At 70.8% G+C, this 16,033-nt stretch carries 15 protein-coding genes and 1 riboswitch; of the genes, 8 read left to right on the top strand and 7 right to left on the bottom strand.

Annotation, left to right across the window (positions count from 1 at the left end; translation table 11 throughout):
- Positions 1–167: 167 nt before the first annotated feature.
- Positions 168–1,895, top strand: a complete 1,728-nt coding sequence (locus G6G98_RS09555) for an ABC transporter ATP-binding protein (protein ID WP_067347543.1) — start codon at positions 168–170, stop codon at positions 1,893–1,895.
- Between the two features lie 50 nt (positions 1,896–1,945).
- Positions 1,946–4,147: an ABC transporter ATP-binding protein gene (locus G6G98_RS09550; protein WP_084788156.1), complete on the top strand. Its 2,202-nt coding sequence runs from the start codon at positions 1,946–1,948 to the stop codon at positions 4,145–4,147.
- A gap of 109 nt (positions 4,148–4,256) precedes the next feature.
- Here G6G98_RS09550 and G6G98_RS09545 read toward each other — a convergent pair whose 3' ends face one another.
- Positions 4,257–5,864, bottom strand: coding sequence for a D-alanyl-D-alanine carboxypeptidase (locus tag G6G98_RS09545; RefSeq protein WP_164234686.1), 1,608 nt, complete (start codon positions 5,862–5,864; stop codon positions 4,257–4,259).
- 81 nt (positions 5,865–5,945) lie between these two features.
- Positions 5,946–6,055: riboswitch (TPP riboswitch) on the top strand.
- On the opposite strand from G6G98_RS09545, the gene G6G98_RS09540 reads away from it, so the two are divergent.
- The 3 genes from G6G98_RS09540 to G6G98_RS09530 all read left to right on the top strand — a co-directional run bounded on the left by G6G98_RS09540 (position 6,048) and on the right by G6G98_RS09530 (position 8,943).
- On the top strand, positions 6,048–6,695 hold the full coding sequence (locus G6G98_RS09540; protein WP_166706084.1) for an ECF transporter S component: 648 nt from the start codon (positions 6,048–6,050) through the stop codon (positions 6,693–6,695). (Overlaps the previous riboswitch by 8 nt.)
- A 5-nt stretch (positions 6,696–6,700) precedes the next feature.
- Positions 6,701–8,155 (top strand): ABC transporter ATP-binding protein, encoded by a 1,455-nt coding sequence (locus tag G6G98_RS09535; protein WP_243842075.1) that lies wholly within the window; start codon positions 6,701–6,703, stop codon positions 8,153–8,155.
- Positions 8,152–8,943, top strand: a complete 792-nt coding sequence (locus G6G98_RS09530) for an energy-coupling factor transporter transmembrane component T family protein (RefSeq protein WP_164234687.1) — start codon at positions 8,152–8,154, stop codon at positions 8,941–8,943. Before G6G98_RS09535 ends, G6G98_RS09530 begins: the two co-directional genes overlap by 4 nt.
- A 1-nt stretch (position 8,944) precedes the next feature.
- Here G6G98_RS09530 and G6G98_RS09525 read toward each other — a convergent pair whose 3' ends face one another.
- Genes G6G98_RS09525 through G6G98_RS09515 form a run of 3 tightly spaced genes read right to left on the bottom strand, consistent with a single transcriptional unit; the run spans position 8,945 to position 10,869 of the window.
- Positions 8,945–9,670, bottom strand: coding sequence for an aminoglycoside 3'-phosphotransferase (locus G6G98_RS09525; RefSeq protein ID WP_164234688.1), 726 nt, complete (start codon positions 9,668–9,670; stop codon positions 8,945–8,947).
- Between the two features lie 57 nt (positions 9,671–9,727).
- Positions 9,728–10,459: a flavodoxin family protein gene (locus G6G98_RS09520; RefSeq protein ID WP_164234689.1), complete on the bottom strand. Its 732-nt coding sequence runs from the start codon at positions 10,457–10,459 to the stop codon at positions 9,728–9,730.
- A 44-nt stretch (positions 10,460–10,503) separates the two neighbouring features.
- Positions 10,504–10,869, bottom strand: a complete 366-nt coding sequence (locus G6G98_RS09515) for a DUF488 domain-containing protein (protein WP_164234690.1) — start codon at positions 10,867–10,869, stop codon at positions 10,504–10,506.
- A 121-nt stretch (positions 10,870–10,990) separates the two neighbouring features.
- Between G6G98_RS09515 and G6G98_RS09510 the strand changes: the two genes are divergently transcribed.
- Both G6G98_RS09510 and G6G98_RS09505 read left to right on the top strand, forming a co-directional pair.
- Positions 10,991–11,752, top strand: a complete 762-nt coding sequence (locus G6G98_RS09510) for an SDR family NAD(P)-dependent oxidoreductase (protein WP_067347519.1) — start codon at positions 10,991–10,993, stop codon at positions 11,750–11,752.
- A gap of 27 nt (positions 11,753–11,779) precedes the next feature.
- The gene (locus G6G98_RS09505; RefSeq protein WP_067347516.1) at positions 11,780–12,610 is read left to right on the top strand and encodes an SDR family oxidoreductase; all 831 of its coding nucleotides are present in this window, start codon (positions 11,780–11,782) and stop codon (positions 12,608–12,610) included.
- Between the two features lie 23 nt (positions 12,611–12,633).
- Here G6G98_RS09505 and G6G98_RS09500 read toward each other — a convergent pair whose 3' ends face one another.
- The 3 genes from G6G98_RS09500 to G6G98_RS17055 are packed head-to-tail and all read right to left on the bottom strand — an operon-like array spanning position 12,634 to position 14,678.
- Complete coding sequence (locus tag G6G98_RS09500; protein ID WP_067347513.1) at positions 12,634–13,383, bottom strand: sulfite exporter TauE/SafE family protein; 750 nt, start codon at positions 13,381–13,383, stop codon at positions 12,634–12,636.
- Positions 13,384–13,390: 7 nt separating this feature from the next.
- A complete protein-coding gene (locus G6G98_RS09495) occupies positions 13,391–14,071 on the bottom strand; it encodes an ankyrin repeat domain-containing protein (RefSeq protein ID WP_243842074.1) in 681 nt (226 codons plus the stop codon).
- 49 nt (positions 14,072–14,120) lie between these two features.
- The gene (locus tag G6G98_RS17055; RefSeq protein ID WP_067347506.1) at positions 14,121–14,678 is read right to left on the bottom strand and encodes a ribosomal protein L7/L12; all 558 of its coding nucleotides are present in this window, start codon (positions 14,676–14,678) and stop codon (positions 14,121–14,123) included.
- A gap of 71 nt (positions 14,679–14,749) precedes the next feature.
- On the opposite strand from G6G98_RS17055, the gene rlmN reads away from it, so the two are divergent.
- Positions 14,750–16,030 (top strand): 23S rRNA (adenine(2503)-C(2))-methyltransferase RlmN, encoded by a 1,281-nt coding sequence (rlmN, locus tag G6G98_RS09485; protein WP_067347502.1) that lies wholly within the window; start codon positions 14,750–14,752, stop codon positions 16,028–16,030.
- The last annotated feature ends 3 nt before the right edge of the window (positions 16,031–16,033 follow it).

Below are 16,033 nucleotides of genomic sequence, written 5' to 3'. Positions count from 1 at the left end.
CTGCGGAAACCGCAGGCCGGAAGGGATTTGTTTCGCTGTCAGCGAAGGTCCCCCTTGAGGGGGATGCGAATGTCCGCGGGTCGTGGCACGCTGTGATGCGGCCGATTGCCGGCCGGCATCCGCCTGCCGGGAAATCCGCCGCTCTGATCCCACAAGGAAGTCCGCCTGTGCTCGGAAAGATACTCGTCCGCTACCTCTCCAGATATCGGTGGCTGCTGGTGGGCGTGCTGGTGTTCCAGTTCGCCAGCGCCCTCGCCTCGCTCTACCTCCCGACACTGAACAAAGACCTCATCGACGAGGGGGTCGCCCAGGGCGACACCGACTACATCTGGCGCACCGGCCTGTTCATGCTGGTCGTGTCGCTGGGGCAGATCGTCGCCTCGGTCATCGCCACCTACTTCGCCGCGCGCGCCGCGATGAGCGCCGGCCGCGACATCCGCGCCGACGTCTTCGCGCGCGTGAGCGGCTTCTCCGAGCGCGAGGTCTCGCAGTTCGGCGCCGGCTCCCTGATCACCCGCAACACGAACGACGTGCAGCAGGTCCAGATGCTCGCGATGATGGGGGCGACGATGTTCGTCACCGCCCCGCTGCTCGCCATCGGCGGCATCATCATGGCCGTCGTGACGAATGCGGGGCTGAGCTGGCTGATCGCCGTCTCCGTCCCGGTCCTGCTGATCGTCGCCGGGCTCATCATCGGCCGCATGGTGCCGCTGTTCCGCAGCTACCAGAAGAAGCTCGACGCCGTGAACCGCGTGATGCGCGAGCAGCTCACCGGCGTCCGCGTCGTCCGCGCCTTCGTGCGCGAGCGCATCGAGGAGGACCGATTCCGCGAGGCCAACACCGACATCATGGTCGTCGGCCGCAAGGTCGGCTCGCTCTTCGTGCTGCTGTTCCCGGTGTTCATGCTGATCCTCAACGTCACGGTCGTGTCGGTGATCTGGTTCGGCGGCATCGAGGTCAACAACGGCACGGTCGAGATCGGCACCCTGTTCGCCTTCATGCAGTACATCGGGCAGATCATGATGGGCGTCATCATGTCGAGCTTCATGGCGATGATGATCCCCCGTGCCGCGGTCTCGGCCGAGCGCGTCGGCGAGGTGCTGAACGCCGAGTCGTCCATGACCCGTCCGGAGAACGGCGTCGTCGAGTTCCCCGTCCCCGGCTCCGTCGCCTTCGACGACGTCGAGTTCACCTATCCCGGTGCCGACTCGCCCGTGCTCCACGGCATCAGCTTCGCCGCGCAGCCCGGGGAGACCGTCGCGATCGTCGGCTCGACCGGCGCAGGCAAGACGACGCTCGTCTCCCTCATCCCCCGGCTTTTCGACGTGACCGGCGGGGCCGTGTCCGTCGGCGGCACGGACGTGCGCCAGGCGGACGTCGAGGCGCTCTGGGACAGCATCGGCCTCGTGCCGCAGCGTCCGTTCCTGTTCACCGGGACCGTGGCCTCCAACCTCCGCTACGGCCGGGAGGACGCCACCGACGAGGAGCTCTGGCGCGCACTCGAGATCGCGCAGGGTCGCGACTTCGTCGAGGAGATGCCCGACGGGCTGAACTCGCGCATCGCCCAGGGCGGCACGAACGTCTCCGGAGGCCAGCGCCAGCGCCTCGCGATCGCCCGCGCGATCGTGCACCAGCCGCAGATCCTCGTCTTCGACGACTCGTTCTCGGCCCTCGACCTCACCACCGACGCCCGCCTGAGGCAGGCGCTGTGGCGGGAGCTCCCGCACGTCACGAAGATCGTCGTCGCGCAGCGCGTGTCGACGATCACGGATGCCGATCGCATCGTCGTCCTTGAAGGAGGAACCATGGTCGGCGTCGGCACCCACGAGGAGCTGCTCGAGACCAGCGACACCTATCGCGAGATCGTCGAGTCGCAGCTGGGGGTGGACGCATGAGCGCGCAGAACGCCCCTCAGAAGGACAAGCCGCAGAGCCGTCGCGAGCGCATGGCGGCGGCCCGGGCCGCGGCCACGGCGACGGCGGAGACCGAGATGACCGAGGAGGAGCGGTACGAGGCGGAGCTCGCCGAGCAGGCCCGCCAGAACTCCGGCGACTGGGACAGCGTCGCACCGGGCAAGGCCGACAACTTCGGCAAGAGCTTCGGTCGGATGATCGGGCTTCTCAAGCCCTCTGCGATCTGGTTCGTGTTCGTGTCGGTCCTCGGCGCGATCGGCGTCGTGCTGACGGTCATCGCGCCGAAGGTCCTCGCTGAGGCGACGAACCTCGTCTACGAGGGCTTCGTCACCAACATGCTCGGCCAGCCCCAGGGAGACTTCCCCGGGTTCCCCGCCGGCACCCCGAAGGAGACCGTCGTCGAGGCGCTGCGCGCCGCAGGGCAGGATGACTTCGCCGCGCAGGTCGCCAACATGAGCGACTTCGCCGTCGGGGACGGCATCGACTTCGAGGCGCTGCGCGGGGTGATCACCCTCGTGCTCGCGATCTACGTCGTCGCCGCCCTCCTGAGCTGGATCCAGGGCTTCGTCATCAACGTGATCATGGTCCGCACCATGTGGCGCCTTCGCGAGCAGGTCGAGGCGAAGATCAACCGCCTACCGCTGTCGTACTTCGACAAGGTGCAGCGCGGCGAGCTGATCTCGCGAGTCACGAACGACATCGACAACATCACGCAGACCATGCAGCAGTCGCTGTCGGGGGCGCTCACCTCGGTGCTGACGGTGGTCGGCGTCCTCGTGATGATGTTCTCGATCTCCTGGCAGCTCGCGCTCGTCGCGCTGATCGCACTGCCGCTGATGGGCGTGATCTTCGGCATCATCGGCCCGCGCTCGCAGAAGGCCTTCGGCACCCAGTGGCGCAAGGTCGGCCGGCTGAACGCGCGCGTGGAGGAGGCCTTCTCCGGTCACGCGCTGGTCAAGGTGTTCGGTCGCGAGCAGGACGCCCTCGACAGGTTCCAGGTGGAGAACGAGGAGCTGTACCAGGCCGCGTTCAAGGCGCAGTTCCTGTCGGGCATCATCATGCCGGCGATGACCTTCGTCGGCAGCCTCAGCTACGCGGGCCTCGCCGTGCTCGGCGGCCTCATGGTCGCCAGCGGCCAGCTGCGTCTCGGCGACGTCCAGGCGTTCATCCAGTACTCGCAGCAGTTCTCGCAGCCGCTCGCGGAGCTGGGCGGCATGGCCGCGGTCGTGCAGTCCGGCACGGCATCCGCCGAGCGGGTGTTCGAGCTGCTCGACGCCGACGAGCAGGACCCGGATGCAGAGGACGCGCCGACCCCGACCGGCGGAGAGGGTGTCATCGAGTTCGAGAACGTCGCGTTCTCCTACTCGGAGGACCGGCCGCTCATCACGGACCTCTCGTTCCGGGTGGAACCCGGGCAGACCGTCGCGATCGTCGGGCCGACCGGTGCAGGCAAGACCACCCTGGTCAACCTCATCATGCGGTTCTACGAGCTCAGCGGCGGACGCATCCTGCTCGATGGGCAGGACATCTCGGAGATGACCCGCGACGACCTGCGCTCCCGCACCGGCATGGTGCTGCAGGACCCGTGGCTGTTCGCGGGCAGCATCCGCGAGAACATCCGCTACGGTCGCTCCACGGCGACCGACGAGGAAGTGCTCGCCGCCGCCAAGGCGACCTATGTCGACCGGTTCGTGCACGCCCTCCCCGAGGGCTACGACACCGTGCTCGACGAGGACGCCTCGAACGTCTCGGCCGGTGAGCGCCAGCTCATCACCATCGCCAGGGCATTCGTCGCGCAGCCGTCGATCCTCATCCTCGACGAGGCGACCTCGGCCGTCGACACGCGAACCGAGCTGCTGCTCCAGCACGCCATGGCGGCGCTGCGCCAGGGACGCACGTCGTTCGTGATCGCGCACCGGCTGTCGACGATCCGCGACGCCGACCTCATCCTCGTGATGGAGCACGGCGACATCGTGGAGAAGGGCACGCACGACGAGCTCATCGCCGCGCAGGGCGCCTACTGGCGCCTGTACCAGTCGCAGTTCGAGCAGGCCGCTGCCGACATCGACGCGGAGGACGCTCTCACCGGGGCCACTCCGGTCGTCGTCACGGGCGACGCCGAGGAAGCCGAGGACGCTCGTGTCGGCGCATCCGTCGGCGCGGAGAACCCGGCGGCGGAGGCGTCCGCTGCTGAGGCGATCGCCGAGAGATCCGAGGGTGAGAGCAGGGCCTGAGCCGCACCGCGATCTGAATCGCGCGTCGGCCCGAGCCGCACCGCAGAACGCCCCGCCCGGTCGACCCGGGCGGGGCGTTCCGCTGCGCGGCGGGGCGGGACGTCAGAACTCAGCGCTGCGAGTCGGCGAGGCCGAGGAGCTCCAGCGGGTGAGTCAGCCGCCACCACGGGCTCGGGCCGTCGATGTCGTCGGCGAGGGTCAGCGCTGTCGTGACGGATCCCAGGGGGCCGGTGGTCGTCAGCGTGCCGACCGCGTCGCCGGCCTCGCGCCTGTCGCCGAGGGAGAGGTCCACCGTCGCCTGCGCGGTGGCGGCATCCCAGAGGATGACGTCCGCATCCTCGTCCACGACGATCTCGGCATTCTCGCCCCAGAGCGTCTCCACGGTGCCGGCGATCGTCCCCTTCGCGACTGCGGGCGGCTGCGTCGTGAGCTCGGCTTCGACCTGGTCGAACAGCGACCGCGTGGCGGCGAGGCGCTGCTCGTCGTCGGCCTGTCCGAGCACGGCCGCATACAGCCGCACCGTCGAGTCGCCGATCGTGACGTCCTTCGCGGTGAGCAGGTTCCAGCTGTCGTCGAGCGTGCCGGTCTTGATGCCGACCACGCCCGGGTCGGCGAGCATCCCGTTCGTGTTGACGACCGTGCCGGCACCGGGCAGGTCGACGGACGGCGTCGCGACGATGCTCGCGAAGACCGGGTTCCTCATGGCGGTCTCGGCGAGTTCCACGAGCGCCGCCGGGGTCGCCGTGTTGCGCTCGTCGAAGCCGGACGGCGTCGCGATCGTGATGCCCCCGATGCCACGGCTGCGGAGCCAGGTCTCCGCCGCGGCGGCGAACTCGCGGTCCGAACCCCAGATCTCGGCGGCGAGCCGGTCGATGTAGTTGTTCGCGGAACCCAGCAGCGTGCCCTGCAGCAGCTGCAGCTCGGTCAGCGTGCCGCCGACCGGCACGTCGAGCGCCGACTGGTCGTCGCGCCGGTACTCCCAGTACTCGAGGTTGTCGGCCCAGGTGAAAGCGAACTCCGGCCCCTGCTCCCCGGGTGCGAGCGGCATCCGTTCCAGCACCATGAGGCTGGAGACGACCTTGGTCACGCTGGCGATGGCCGCCGCGTCGAGGCTGGAGGATGCCGTGCCGATGCCGCCGACCCCCACCGCGGCGCTGCCCTGCGCAGGCCAGATCACGGCCGCGGGGTCCGCCGGCATCGGCGCGATCTCGGCGGCCTCCACCGTGGGGGCGACCTCATGGAGCGGCCAGAGGAGGGTCGAGCCGGCGTAGACGGCGACGAGGCCGGTGAGGATGCCGAAGGGGACGAGCACGCCGGGAGCGGCGAAAGCGGGCCGCAGGCGGGCGCCCTTCAGCAGGGCCGCGCCGACCTCCTGCTCGTCCTCGCCGTCCAGCGTGGCGATCGGAGCGTGCTCCGCGACCTCGGCATCGTCGACCCAGGTGAGGGCGGTCGCCCCGCGTCCGTCCGGGGCCCACTGCGCGGCCGGACGGATGCCGTCCTCGGTCGCCTCGCGCACCGTGCCTCCGGCGACAGCCTCCTCGAGCTCCGCTGCCGCGAGGGCCTCGTTCACGACGGCCGGGGCGGGGGCGACTCCGTCGGCCTCCGCGGACGCGGTTCCGTCGGTCTCGGGCGTCGCGGGCGTGTCGAGCTCCGCGGCGTCGAGGCGCTCATCGCCGGGCACGTCGGCGGGCACCGCGGCGGAGTCTGGTACGGTCACCTCCTCACGGTACCGAATACCGGCTGAGAACCCCGCCCCTGCAACGGGAGTGCGGGTGAGTGTCGGGACCGGTAGAATCGTGCGCACAACCACGGGAGTCCGGCGAGCCGGGCTGAGAGGGAGCGAATCGCGCTTCGACCGTCGAACCTGATCTGGGTCATGCCAGCGCAGGGAGGAGCAATCATGAGTACGTCCACGCCCGCATCCGCCACGGAATCGGCATCCTCAGCCACTGGCCTCCGCTCGCCACAGCTCTGGCGCTGGCGCGTCGTCGACATCGTCGTCGCCAGCGTCATCGCCGTCGCCTGCGCGGCCGTCTTCCTGCTCTGGAACGTCGGCTACGAGCTCCCCAGCAGCTTCCTCACCCCGCTGCTCCCCGGTGTGCAGGCGCTGGTCAACGGCCCCTGGCTGATCGCCGGCGTCCTCGGCGGCCTCATCATCCGCAAGCCCGGCGCCGCCCTCTACACCGAGCTCGTCGCGGCGGTCATCTCCGCCCTCGTCGGCAACGTGTGGGGTCCGCTCACCATCGTCTCCGGACTCGTCCAGGGCCTCGGCGCCGAGCTGATCTTCCTGCTGTTCCTGTACGGGGTGTGGCGCCTGCCCGTCGCGATCCTCGCCGGCGCGGCCGCCGGCGTCGCCTGCGGCATCAACGACATGATCCTCTGGTACGCCGGCGCGGATGCGCTGTTCACCTCGGTGTACATCGCGGCGAGCACCGTCTCCGGTGCGGTCATCGCGGGTCTCGGCGCCTGGCTGATCGCACGCGGCCTCGCCGCGACCGGCGCCCTGAGCAGGTTCGCCGCCGGCCGCGAGGTCGCCGCACGGGTGTGAGCCGCGTGATCGCCCCTGCCGCGCTGGAGGCGCGCGGATGGGGATGGCGCTACGCGACCCGGCGGCGCTGGGCGGTGCGCGAAGTCGACCTGCGCATCGAACCGGGGGAGCGGGTGCTGCTGCTCGGCGCGTCCGGCTCCGGCAAGTCCACCCTGCTGCAGGGTTTCGGGGGCGTGCTCGGCGGCGCCGACGAGGGCGAGAGTCACGGCGCGCTGCTCGTCGACGGCATCGCGGCGACCGAGGCGCGCGGCCGGGTCGGCATGGTGCTGCAGGACCCGGACACCCAGACGATGCTCGCGCGGGTCGGCGACGACGTCGCCTTCGGATGCGAGAACCTCGCCGTCCCGCGCGAGGAGACCTGGTGGCGGGTGCGCGAGGCTCTGGATGCCGTCGAGCTCGACGTGCCGCTCGATCGTGCGACGAGCGCCCTCTCCGGCGGGCAGAAGCAGCGCCTCGCGCTGGCCGGGGTGCTCGCCATGCGGCCGGGCGCGATCCTGCTCGACGAGCCGACCGCGAACCTCGACCCTGAGGGCGTGCGTGACGTGCGGGATGCCGTCGCCGCCGCCCTCGAGGCGACTGGCGCCACCCTCGTCGTCATCGAGCACCGCATCGACGTGTGGCTGCCCCTCGTCACCCGTGTGATCGTGCTCGGCGCGGAGCCGGAGGGCACGATCGTGCTCGCCGACGGCACGCCGGGAGAGGTGCTCGGAGCGCGCGGCGCCGAGCTCGCCGCATCCGGGGTCTGGGTGCCGGGGCACCCGCCCGCCGTTCCGCCGCCCCCCGCGCGGACCTCGGGCGAGCTGCTGCTCGAGACGCACGGACTCGTCGTCTCCCGCAGGCGCGGCCTGCCCGTCGCCGGCCCGCTCGACCTCGACGTGCGCGAGGCCGAGGCCATCGGCATCACCGGGGCGAACGGGGCCGGAAAGTCGACCTTCGGCCTCACTCTCGCCGGCCTGATCCCCGCGGAGAGCGGCCGGGTGGCGGCATCCGCCCTGCTCGCCGCCGGCGAGAGGCCCGACCCGCTGCGCTGGTCCTCGCGGGCCCTGCTCACGCGCATCGCGACGGTGCTGCAGACGCCAGAGCATCAGCTGCTCGCCAAGACCGTGCGCGAGGAGCTCGCCGTCGGTCCCCGCGCGCTGCGGCTGGACGAGGCGGAGATCGCCGTGCGCACCGAGGAGCTGCTCGAACGGCTCCGGCTCGCACCGCTCGCGGAGGCGAACCCGTACACGCTCTCCGGCGGCGAGAAGCGGCGGCTCACCGTCGCAGCGGCGCTCGCCACGCGGCCCAGGGTGATCGTGCTCGACGAGCCGACCTTCGGACAGGACGCCACGACCTGGGCGGAGCTCGTGGCCATCATCGCCCGACTGCGCGACGAGGGCACCGCCATCGTCGCCATCAGCCATGACGAGGCCGTGCTGCGCGCGCTGCACGCCCGGCGCTTCGAGGTGACCGCATCATGATCGATCCGCTCACCGCGACCGTGGAGCGCACGGGACCGATCGCCCCTCGCTCGGCGCTGGCCAAGCTGGCGGCCGCCCTGCTCGTCTCGGTGCCGCTCGTCTTCTCGATCGACGTGGTGTCGGCATCCGTCGCCCTGATCCTGGAGATCCCGCTGCTGCTGCTCGCCGGACTCGGCGTCAGGGAGTTCTGGACGCGCACCGCCCCGCTCTGGATCGCCGCCCCGCTCGGGGCCGTGACGATCGCGCTGTACGGCGTGACCAGCGGAGAGGTGCACTTCGAGTGGCTGCTGATGCGGGTCAGCGACGGCTCGCTGTCGCTCGCCGCGGCCACCGCGGTGCGCGTGCTGGCCATCGGCCTGCCCGCGGTGGTGCTGTTCATCACCGTCGACCCCACCGACCTCGCCGACGACCTCGCCCAGCGGATGCGGCTGCCGGCACGATTCGTCATCGGCGCGCTCGCCGGCATGCGGATGCTCGGGCTGCTCGTCGAGGACTGGCGCGCGCTCGGCCTCGCCCGGCGAGCCCGCGGCGTCGCGGATCAGGGCCGGATCCGCCGGGCGCTGGGGATGGCGTTCGCGCTGTTCGTGCTCGCCATCCGGCGCGGATCCTCGCTCGCGACGGCGATGGAGGCGCGCGGCTTCGGGGGCACCGGGCCGCGGTCGTGGGCGCGGGCGTCGGTGTGGACCTGGCAGGACACCGTCCTCGTGCTGGCGGCGGCCGTGATCCCGGTGGTCGCGATCTGGGTCGCGGTGGCCATCGGCGCGTGGAACTTCATCGGCGCGGTGTGACTCAGGTCGCGTTCCACAGCTCCCGGTAATACGCGAGCCGTTCGCGGTCGGGGGTGACGCCGTAGGCGGCGATGAGCTCGTCCTCCCAGCCGGGACCGCAGTTCCACTCCGTGCTCATCGACGCCACCGCGATGTCGGCCCAGCGGTCCGCGGTGCCGAGAGCCGCGAGATCGACGAAGGCGACGGGGCGTCCCGCCGCGTCGAGCAGCGTGTTCGGCATGCAGGCGTCGCCGTGGCACACGACGAACCGGTCGATCGGCGGAGCATCCGCGAGTTCGGCGGGAATGCGGATGCCGCGCCGGGCGGCGTTCGCGAGACGGGCGGGCACGCTCCACGTCCACGGGCACCCGTCCACCGGGACCGCCTCGTGCAGGGCGCGCAGGCCCTCGCCGACCGCCCGCACGGCCACCCGGGGGTCGCCGTGCCAGCGCGGATCGACGGCGCTGCGGGCATCGAGGGCGACGGTGACGAGCCACTCCTCCGCAGCATCCTGCCCCTGCTCCACGACCTCGGGCACGGTGATCCAGTCGCGCGCCCACCGCATCCGCTCGGCTTCGTCGCGCATGTTCGCCTCGAGGTCGAGCGGACCCCACTTGATGTACCGCCCGTCGTCGGTGCGGAAGGTCAGCCCGCCGATGCCGTTCTCCCAGACCGGGATGAGTGCGGCGTCGCCGGCGAGGTGGCGTACGCGCGCGGGGATCGCGACGCCGGGGGAGGGGAAGCTCATGACTCCATGTTCGCCGACCGGCGGCGGGCTCGGCGCCGGCGGCGCCGGGGTCCTGCGTCAGCGGTACTCGGGGTTGGCGTCGTATCCGAACCGCTCGCCTTCGTTCCACGCCTGGCGGAGGTTGCCGTAGGCGGGGATGCCGCCGGCGTCCTTGAGCCGCCGCGCCGTGTGGAGCAGATTCCACGTCATGAAGGTCGTGTTGCGGTTGGTGAAGTCGCTCTCCGGACCGCCGGAACCCGGGTCGAGATAGCTGGGGCCAGGACCGATGGCTCCGATCCATCCGGCATCCGCGGCGGGCGGGATCGTGTAGCCGATGTGCTGCAGGCTGTACAGGATCGACATGGCGCAGTGCTTCACACCGTCCTCGTTGCCGGTGATGATCGCGCCGCCGGTCTTGCCGTAGTAGACGTACTGGCCTCTGTCGTTGAAGAGGCCGCTCATCGAGTACAGGCGCTCGATGAGCTTGCGGGTGATCGAGGAGTTGTCTCCCAGCCAGATGGGTCCGCCGACGACGAGGATGTCGGCGGCGTCGATCAGCGGCCAGATCTCGTCGGGCCACGCGTCCGAGGCCCAGCCGTGCTCGCGCATGTCGGGGTAGACCCCGGTCGCGACGTCGTGGTCGATGAAGCGGATGCAGTCCACGGTCACGCCCTGGGATCGCATCAGGGCGATGCTCCGGTCCATGAGTCCCTGGGTGTTGCTCTCCTGGGGGCTGGGCTTGAGCGTGCAGTTGACGAACACGGCGCGCAGGTCGTCGTAGGTCGCCGGCGGGGTCGGTGTGTCGGACATGGTTGCACGCTACGCCTGCGGCGCCCGGATCTGAAGGTGCTCCCTCACCGATCCAGCAGCGGCCGCAGCGCCTCCTCGAGGACGACCACGTGGTTGTGCGCGGGGTCGTGCGCGGCGTACACGAGGGTGACCACCGGATGGGGATGCAGCGTCTCGGCGAGCTCCCGCACTGCGGCGGCCGATTCCCCGGCGAGCTGCACGCGGTACCGGTCCGCGTAGACGTCCCATTCGTCGTCCGGTGCGGCATGCCAGTCGCGTCGCAGTTCGGTCGTCGGGGCGGTGTCCTTGGCCCACAGATCGATCCCGGCGCGCTCCTTGGAGACGCCGCGCGGCCACAGCCGGTCGACGAGCACGCGGAAGCCGTCATCCGCGGAGGCGGTGTCGTAGGCTCGCTTTCGACGCAGTTCCATGCTCACAGCCAACACCCGAGCAGCCCAGTGCGCCAGTGCCGGAGACACGGATGCTCGATGAGACCAAGAGTCACGTACACTGACACTCAGTCGCACAACGACGTTCGAAGGAGAACCTCCGATGCAGATCACAGGACAGGGCGCGCTGATCACCGGCGGCGCATCGGGCCTCGGCCTCGCCACCGCGCGTCGCCTCTCGGCGGCCGGTGCCCACGTCACCATCGTCGACCTCGCCTCCTCGAAGGGCGCCGAGATCGCCGAGGAGCTCGGCGGCGCCTTCGCTCCCGGTGACGTCACGAGCGTCGAGGACGTGCAGGCCGCCGTCGCCGCCGCGCAGGCCGCGGCTCCGCTGCGCATCGTCGTGAACTGCGCCGGCATCGCCCCGCCGGCCAAGGTGCTCGACCGCGACGGCAACCCCGCCGTGCTCGCCGACTTCGAGCGCATCGTCCGCATCAACCTCGTCGGCACGTTCAACGTGCTGTCCCAGGCCGCAGCGGTGATCGCGAAGAACGAGCCCACCGAGAGCGGCGACCGCGGCGTCATCGTGAACACGGCATCCGTCGCCGCCTTCGACGGCCAGATCGGGCAGCCCGCGTACTCGGCGTCCAAGGGCGGCGTGCACGCGATGACCCTCCCCGTCGCCCGCGAGCTCGCGCGTCACGGCATCCGGGTCTGCACCATCGCCCCGGGCATCATGGAGACCCCGATGCTGATGGGTCTGCCGCAGGCCGCGCAGGACTCCCTCGGGCAGCAGGTGCCCTTCCCCTCGCGCCTCGGCCGCCCCGACGAGTACGCCTCGCTCGTGCAGCAGATCGTCGAGAACGGCTACCTCAACGGGGAGACGATCCGCCTCGACGGCGCCATCCGGATGGCGCCGAAGTAAGCCCCCGACAGACCCCGAGGAGAACAAATGTCACTGGCCGGCAAGACCATCCTGATGTCAGGCGGCAGCCGCGGCATCGGGCTCGCGATCGCGTTGCGGGCCGCGCGCGACGGAGCGAACATCGCGATGCTCGCGAAGACCGACACCCCGCATCCGAAGCTCGAGGGCACGGTGCACACCGCGGCCGAGCAGATCCGCGCGGCCGGCGGACAGGCGCTGCCCATCGTCGGCGACGTGCGCGACGACGACGACATCACCGAGGCGGTGCTGAAGACGCAGGGCGAGTTCGGCGGCATCGACGTCGTCATCAACAACGCCAGCGTCATCGATCTCTCGCGCTCGCTCGACCTGAACGCCAAGAAGTACGACCTCATGCAGGACGTCAACGTCCGCGGCACGTTCATGCTGTCGCGCGCCGCGATCCCCGTACTGAAGGATGCCGAGAACCCGCACATCCTGTCGCTCTCGCCGCCCCTCAACCCGTCGCCCAAGTGGCTCGGCGCGCACACCGGCTACACGCTGGCGAAGTTCGGCATGACCATGGTCACCCTCGGGCTCGCCGCCGAGTTCGCCCGCGACGGGATCGCCGCGAACGCCCTCTGGCCCCGCACGACGATCGCGACCGCGGCGGTGCAGAACCTGCTCGGCGGCGACAAGGTGATGGCGGCGAGCCGCACGGCCGACATCTACGCGGATGCCGCCTACTCCGTGCTCACCAAGCCCGCCAGGGAGTACACGGGGCAGACGCTCATCGTCGAGGACGTGCTCGAGGCCGACGGCGTGACCGACTTCTCGGGCTACGCCGCGATCCCCGGCACGCCAGACAGCGCCCTGTTCCCGGACATCTTCCTGGACTGACGCGGCCCCTCGACTTCGGGTGGTCAGAACAGCAGGTAGAGAGACCCGGCCACCGTCAGCACGATCACGAGCCGGTCGAAGAGCCGCTGCGGGATCCGCCGCGCGATGCGGAGGCCGACGAGGGCGCCGGCCACGACGAGCGGGGCGAGCGCCAGGTCCATCAGCAGCACCGACGGCGTGATCAGCCCTAGGCCGGTGAGGAAGGGCACCTTCACCAGGTTGATGATCGCGAAGAACCACGCGGACGTGCCCAGGAACACCTGCACCGGCGTGCGCGTCGCGAGGAAGTACATCGCCATCACCGGTCCGCCGGCATTCGCGACCATGGTGGTGAAGCCGCCGAGCGCGCCGTAACCGGTGGAGAGCAGGATGCCGCCGGATGCCGTCGCGACGGCATCCGCTCTGTCCTGCCGGTGCCGCCGCCACAGGGTGACCGCGATCATCAGCAGGAGGATTACGCCGACCGCCCGGCGGACGATGGCGTCGTCGGCGAAGGCGAGGAAGGCGAAGCCGACGAGGAGTCCCGCGATCACGGCGGGGGCGAGCCGCAGCAGCGTGGGCCAGTGCGCGTGCCGCCGGTAGGCGATCAGCGCGAAGACGTCGCCGACGATGAACAGCAGCAGCATGGCGGCCGTGGACGTGCGCGCGGGCAGGACCGCGGCGAACAGCACGACAGCGAGGGTCGCACCGCCGGGGATCGCCGACTTCGAGACGCCGGTGATGACGGCGGCGAGTCCGAGGGCGATCCACGCCCACGCGCTGAGATCGGGCACCGGCGGGTCAGCCCTCCAGGAGTGCGGCGATGGCGTCGTACCCGCGGGAGGCGGCGAGGTCGTGCGGCAGCACGCCGTCGCCGTCGCGGATCGTGATGTCCGCGCCGCCCTCGATGAGCGCCTCGACGATGTCGACGTAGACCTGCGAGCCGTCGCCGAGCACGATCGCCTCGTGGAGCGCGGTCCAGTGCAGGTTGTTCACGTGGTTCGGGTCGACGCCCGCCTCGAGGAGGATCCTCACGGTCTCGACGTGCCCGCGCTCGCAGGCCGGGATCAGCGCGGTGCCGCCGTAGCGGTTCGTGCTCTTCAGGTCGGCGCCGTGCTCGAGCGCGAGCCTCAGGATCTCGTCGTGGCCACGTGCGCCGGCGTAGAGGTAGGCGGAGTCCTGGATGTCGTCCTTCGCGTTCACGTCGGCACCTGCCTCGATGAGCACCCGCGCGGCGTCGACGTGGTTCTGCTTGGTCGCGGCGACCAGCGCCGTCATGCCGCCGGAGCCCCGCGCCTCGAGGTCGGCACCGGCGTCGATCGCCGACCGCACGGCCCCGGCGTCGCCGGCGACGGCGGCCGCGTGCAGTTCACGGGTGGCATCGGACATGTCGGACTCCTCGGAGGTGGTGGGTGCCGGGGCGGATGCGGAGCAGCCGGCGGTGCCCAGCAGGGCCGCGACCATCAGAGCGGCGACGAGCATCCGCGATCTTCTCATGTGCACGGTATACCAGAACGCGCGGTGGCGTGCGTCACGGGCGACCGCGCGGGACCCACGCCTCGATCTGATCCTTGGTCTCCTTGAGCCCGAGGCCGGTCTGCTCGCGGAGGAGCTTGATGGCGGTGATCTTCTGCCCCGAGAGGACGAGCCGGTCGATCTCCGCGGCGACCGCGGGCGAGAGCCGTGAACGGATCGCCTCCGGTGAGAGGTGGGCCGCGGGGAGGGAGGAGCGTGCCACGGGCGAGTGCGAGACGGCGGCGAGGTGCGGGGCGGTGGTGCTGATCGACCAGTGGTCGATGCGATCCTTGGCCTCCTTCAGGCCGACGCCCGTGTGCTGGCGGTAGGCCTTGATCGCGTGGATCTTCTGCCCGGCCGCGACGAGCCGGTCGATCTCCGCGGTGGCTCGGGGGTCGAGACCGGATCCGGCCCGTGCGACGGCGCTCGTGGGGGCCGAGCGCGCGGTCACGATCGGAGCCGTGTAGGTCTGCGGTTCCGGCTCCTTCGGCCGCATCGACCGCAGCGCCGCAGCGATGATCACCACGCCGATGACGATCAGGGCGACGACGCCCGCGAGCACGAGGAACTCCATGGGCTCAGTCTAGGGACGCGACCACCCGCGCCCCAGGTGCTTCCCACCTGCCACCGCGTACCCTGGAGGGTATGACCGAGAATCCCCGCACACGCCAGACGCGACCTGCATCCGCGTCCCCGCAGGGGAAGCTCCGCACCACCGGTACCCCGCAGGTGCGCCCCGCGACGGAGGGCTGGACCCAGAAGAAGGATGCCGAGGGGCGCCCGCTCCTCCAGTTCGCGAGCCCCAAGCGCGGCAAGCCGCCGGTGCACCTCGCCGACCTCACCCCGGCCGAGCGCGCCGAGAAGGTCAAGGAGCTCGGCCTGCCCGCCTTCCGCGCCAAGCAGCTGTCGACCCACTACTTCACGCACTACACCTCGGATGCCGCCGAGATGACCGACCTCCCGCTCGGCATCCGCGACGACCTCGTGGCCGGAATGCTGCCGCCGCTGCTCACCGAGGTGCGGCGGCTGGAGACGGACCGCGGCGACACGATCAAGTTCCTCTGGCGCCTGCACGACGGCGCCCTCGTGGAGTCGGTGCTCATGCGCTACCCGGGCCGCATCACGCTGTGCGTGTCGAGCCAGGCCGGCTGCGGCATGAACTGCCCGTTCTGCGCCACCGGCCAGGCCGGTCTCACCCGCAACATGTCGACCGCCGAGATCATCGAGCAGATCGTCCGCGCCAACCGGCTCATCGCCGAGGGCGGCCTCGGCGGGAAGAAGGCCGGCGACCACTCGATGGAGCGCGTCTCGAACATCGTCTTCATGGGCATGGGGGAGCCGCTCGCGAACTACAAGCGGGTGATGGACGCCGTGCGCATCATGGTCGCGCCGCAGCCCGAGGGCCTCGGCATGAGCGCCCGCGGCATCACCGTGTCCACCGTCGGACTCGTGCCGGCGATCAACAAGCTCGCCGACGAGAACATCCCGGTGACGTTCGCGCTGTCGCTGCACGCCCCCGACGACCACCTGCGCGACGAGCTCATCCCGGTGAACTCCCGCTGGAAGGTCGACGAGGCGCTCGACGCCGCCTATGGCTACTACGCCAAGACCGGTCGCCGTGTCTCGATCGAGTACGCGCTCATCAAGGACATGAACGACCACGCCTGGCGCGCCGACCTCCTCGCGGAGAAGCTGAACGCCCGCGGCCGCGGCTGGGTGCACGTGAACCCGATCCCGCTGAACCCGACGCCCGGTTCGATCTGGACCTCCTCCGAGAAGTCGGTGCAGGACGAGTTCGTGCGCCGCCTCAACGACGCCGGCATCCCGACGACCCTCCGCGACACCCGCGGCAAGGAGATCGACGGAGCCTGCGGTCAGCTCGTCGCGACCACCGAGGACGAGGCAGCCGCCGCGGCCATGGGCTGAGCC

The organism is Microbacterium hydrocarbonoxydans, from assembly GCF_011752045.1.
GTDB lineage: Bacteria > Actinomycetota > Actinomycetes > Actinomycetales > Microbacteriaceae > Microbacterium.
Note: the sequence above shows the minus strand (reverse complement) of the source record. Positions and strands in the feature narration are given on the sequence as shown.

Excerpts from the sequence above, each read along its gene's own strand:
- G6G98_RS09550 (WP_084788156.1), top strand. The coding sequence starts at position 1,946 with ATGGCGGCGGCCCGGGCCGCGGCCACGGCGACGGCGGAGACCGAGATG.
- G6G98_RS09540 (WP_166706084.1), top strand. The coding sequence starts at position 6,048 with ATGAGTACGTCCACGCCCGCATCCGCCACGGAATCGGCATCCTCAGCC.
- G6G98_RS09530 (WP_164234687.1), top strand. The coding sequence starts at position 8,152 with ATGATCGATCCGCTCACCGCGACCGTGGAGCGCACGGGACCGATCGCC.
- G6G98_RS09525 (WP_164234688.1), bottom strand. The coding sequence starts at position 9,670 with ATGAGCTTCCCCTCCCCCGGCGTCGCGATCCCCGCGCGCGTACGCCAC.
- G6G98_RS09520 (WP_164234689.1), bottom strand. The coding sequence starts at position 10,459 with ATGTCCGACACACCGACCCCGCCGGCGACCTACGACGACCTGCGCGCC.
- G6G98_RS09515 (WP_164234690.1), bottom strand. The coding sequence starts at position 10,869 with ATGGAACTGCGTCGAAAGCGAGCCTACGACACCGCCTCCGCGGATGAC.
- G6G98_RS09510 (WP_067347519.1), top strand. The coding sequence starts at position 10,991 with ATGCAGATCACAGGACAGGGCGCGCTGATCACCGGCGGCGCATCGGGC.
- G6G98_RS09505 (WP_067347516.1), top strand. The coding sequence starts at position 11,780 with ATGTCACTGGCCGGCAAGACCATCCTGATGTCAGGCGGCAGCCGCGGC.
- G6G98_RS09495 (WP_243842074.1), bottom strand. The coding sequence starts at position 14,071 with ATGCTCGTCGCCGCTCTGATGGTCGCGGCCCTGCTGGGCACCGCCGGC.
- G6G98_RS17055 (WP_067347506.1), bottom strand. The coding sequence starts at position 14,678 with ATGGAGTTCCTCGTGCTCGCGGGCGTCGTCGCCCTGATCGTCATCGGC.
- rlmN (WP_067347502.1), top strand. The coding sequence starts at position 14,750 with ATGACCGAGAATCCCCGCACACGCCAGACGCGACCTGCATCCGCGTCC.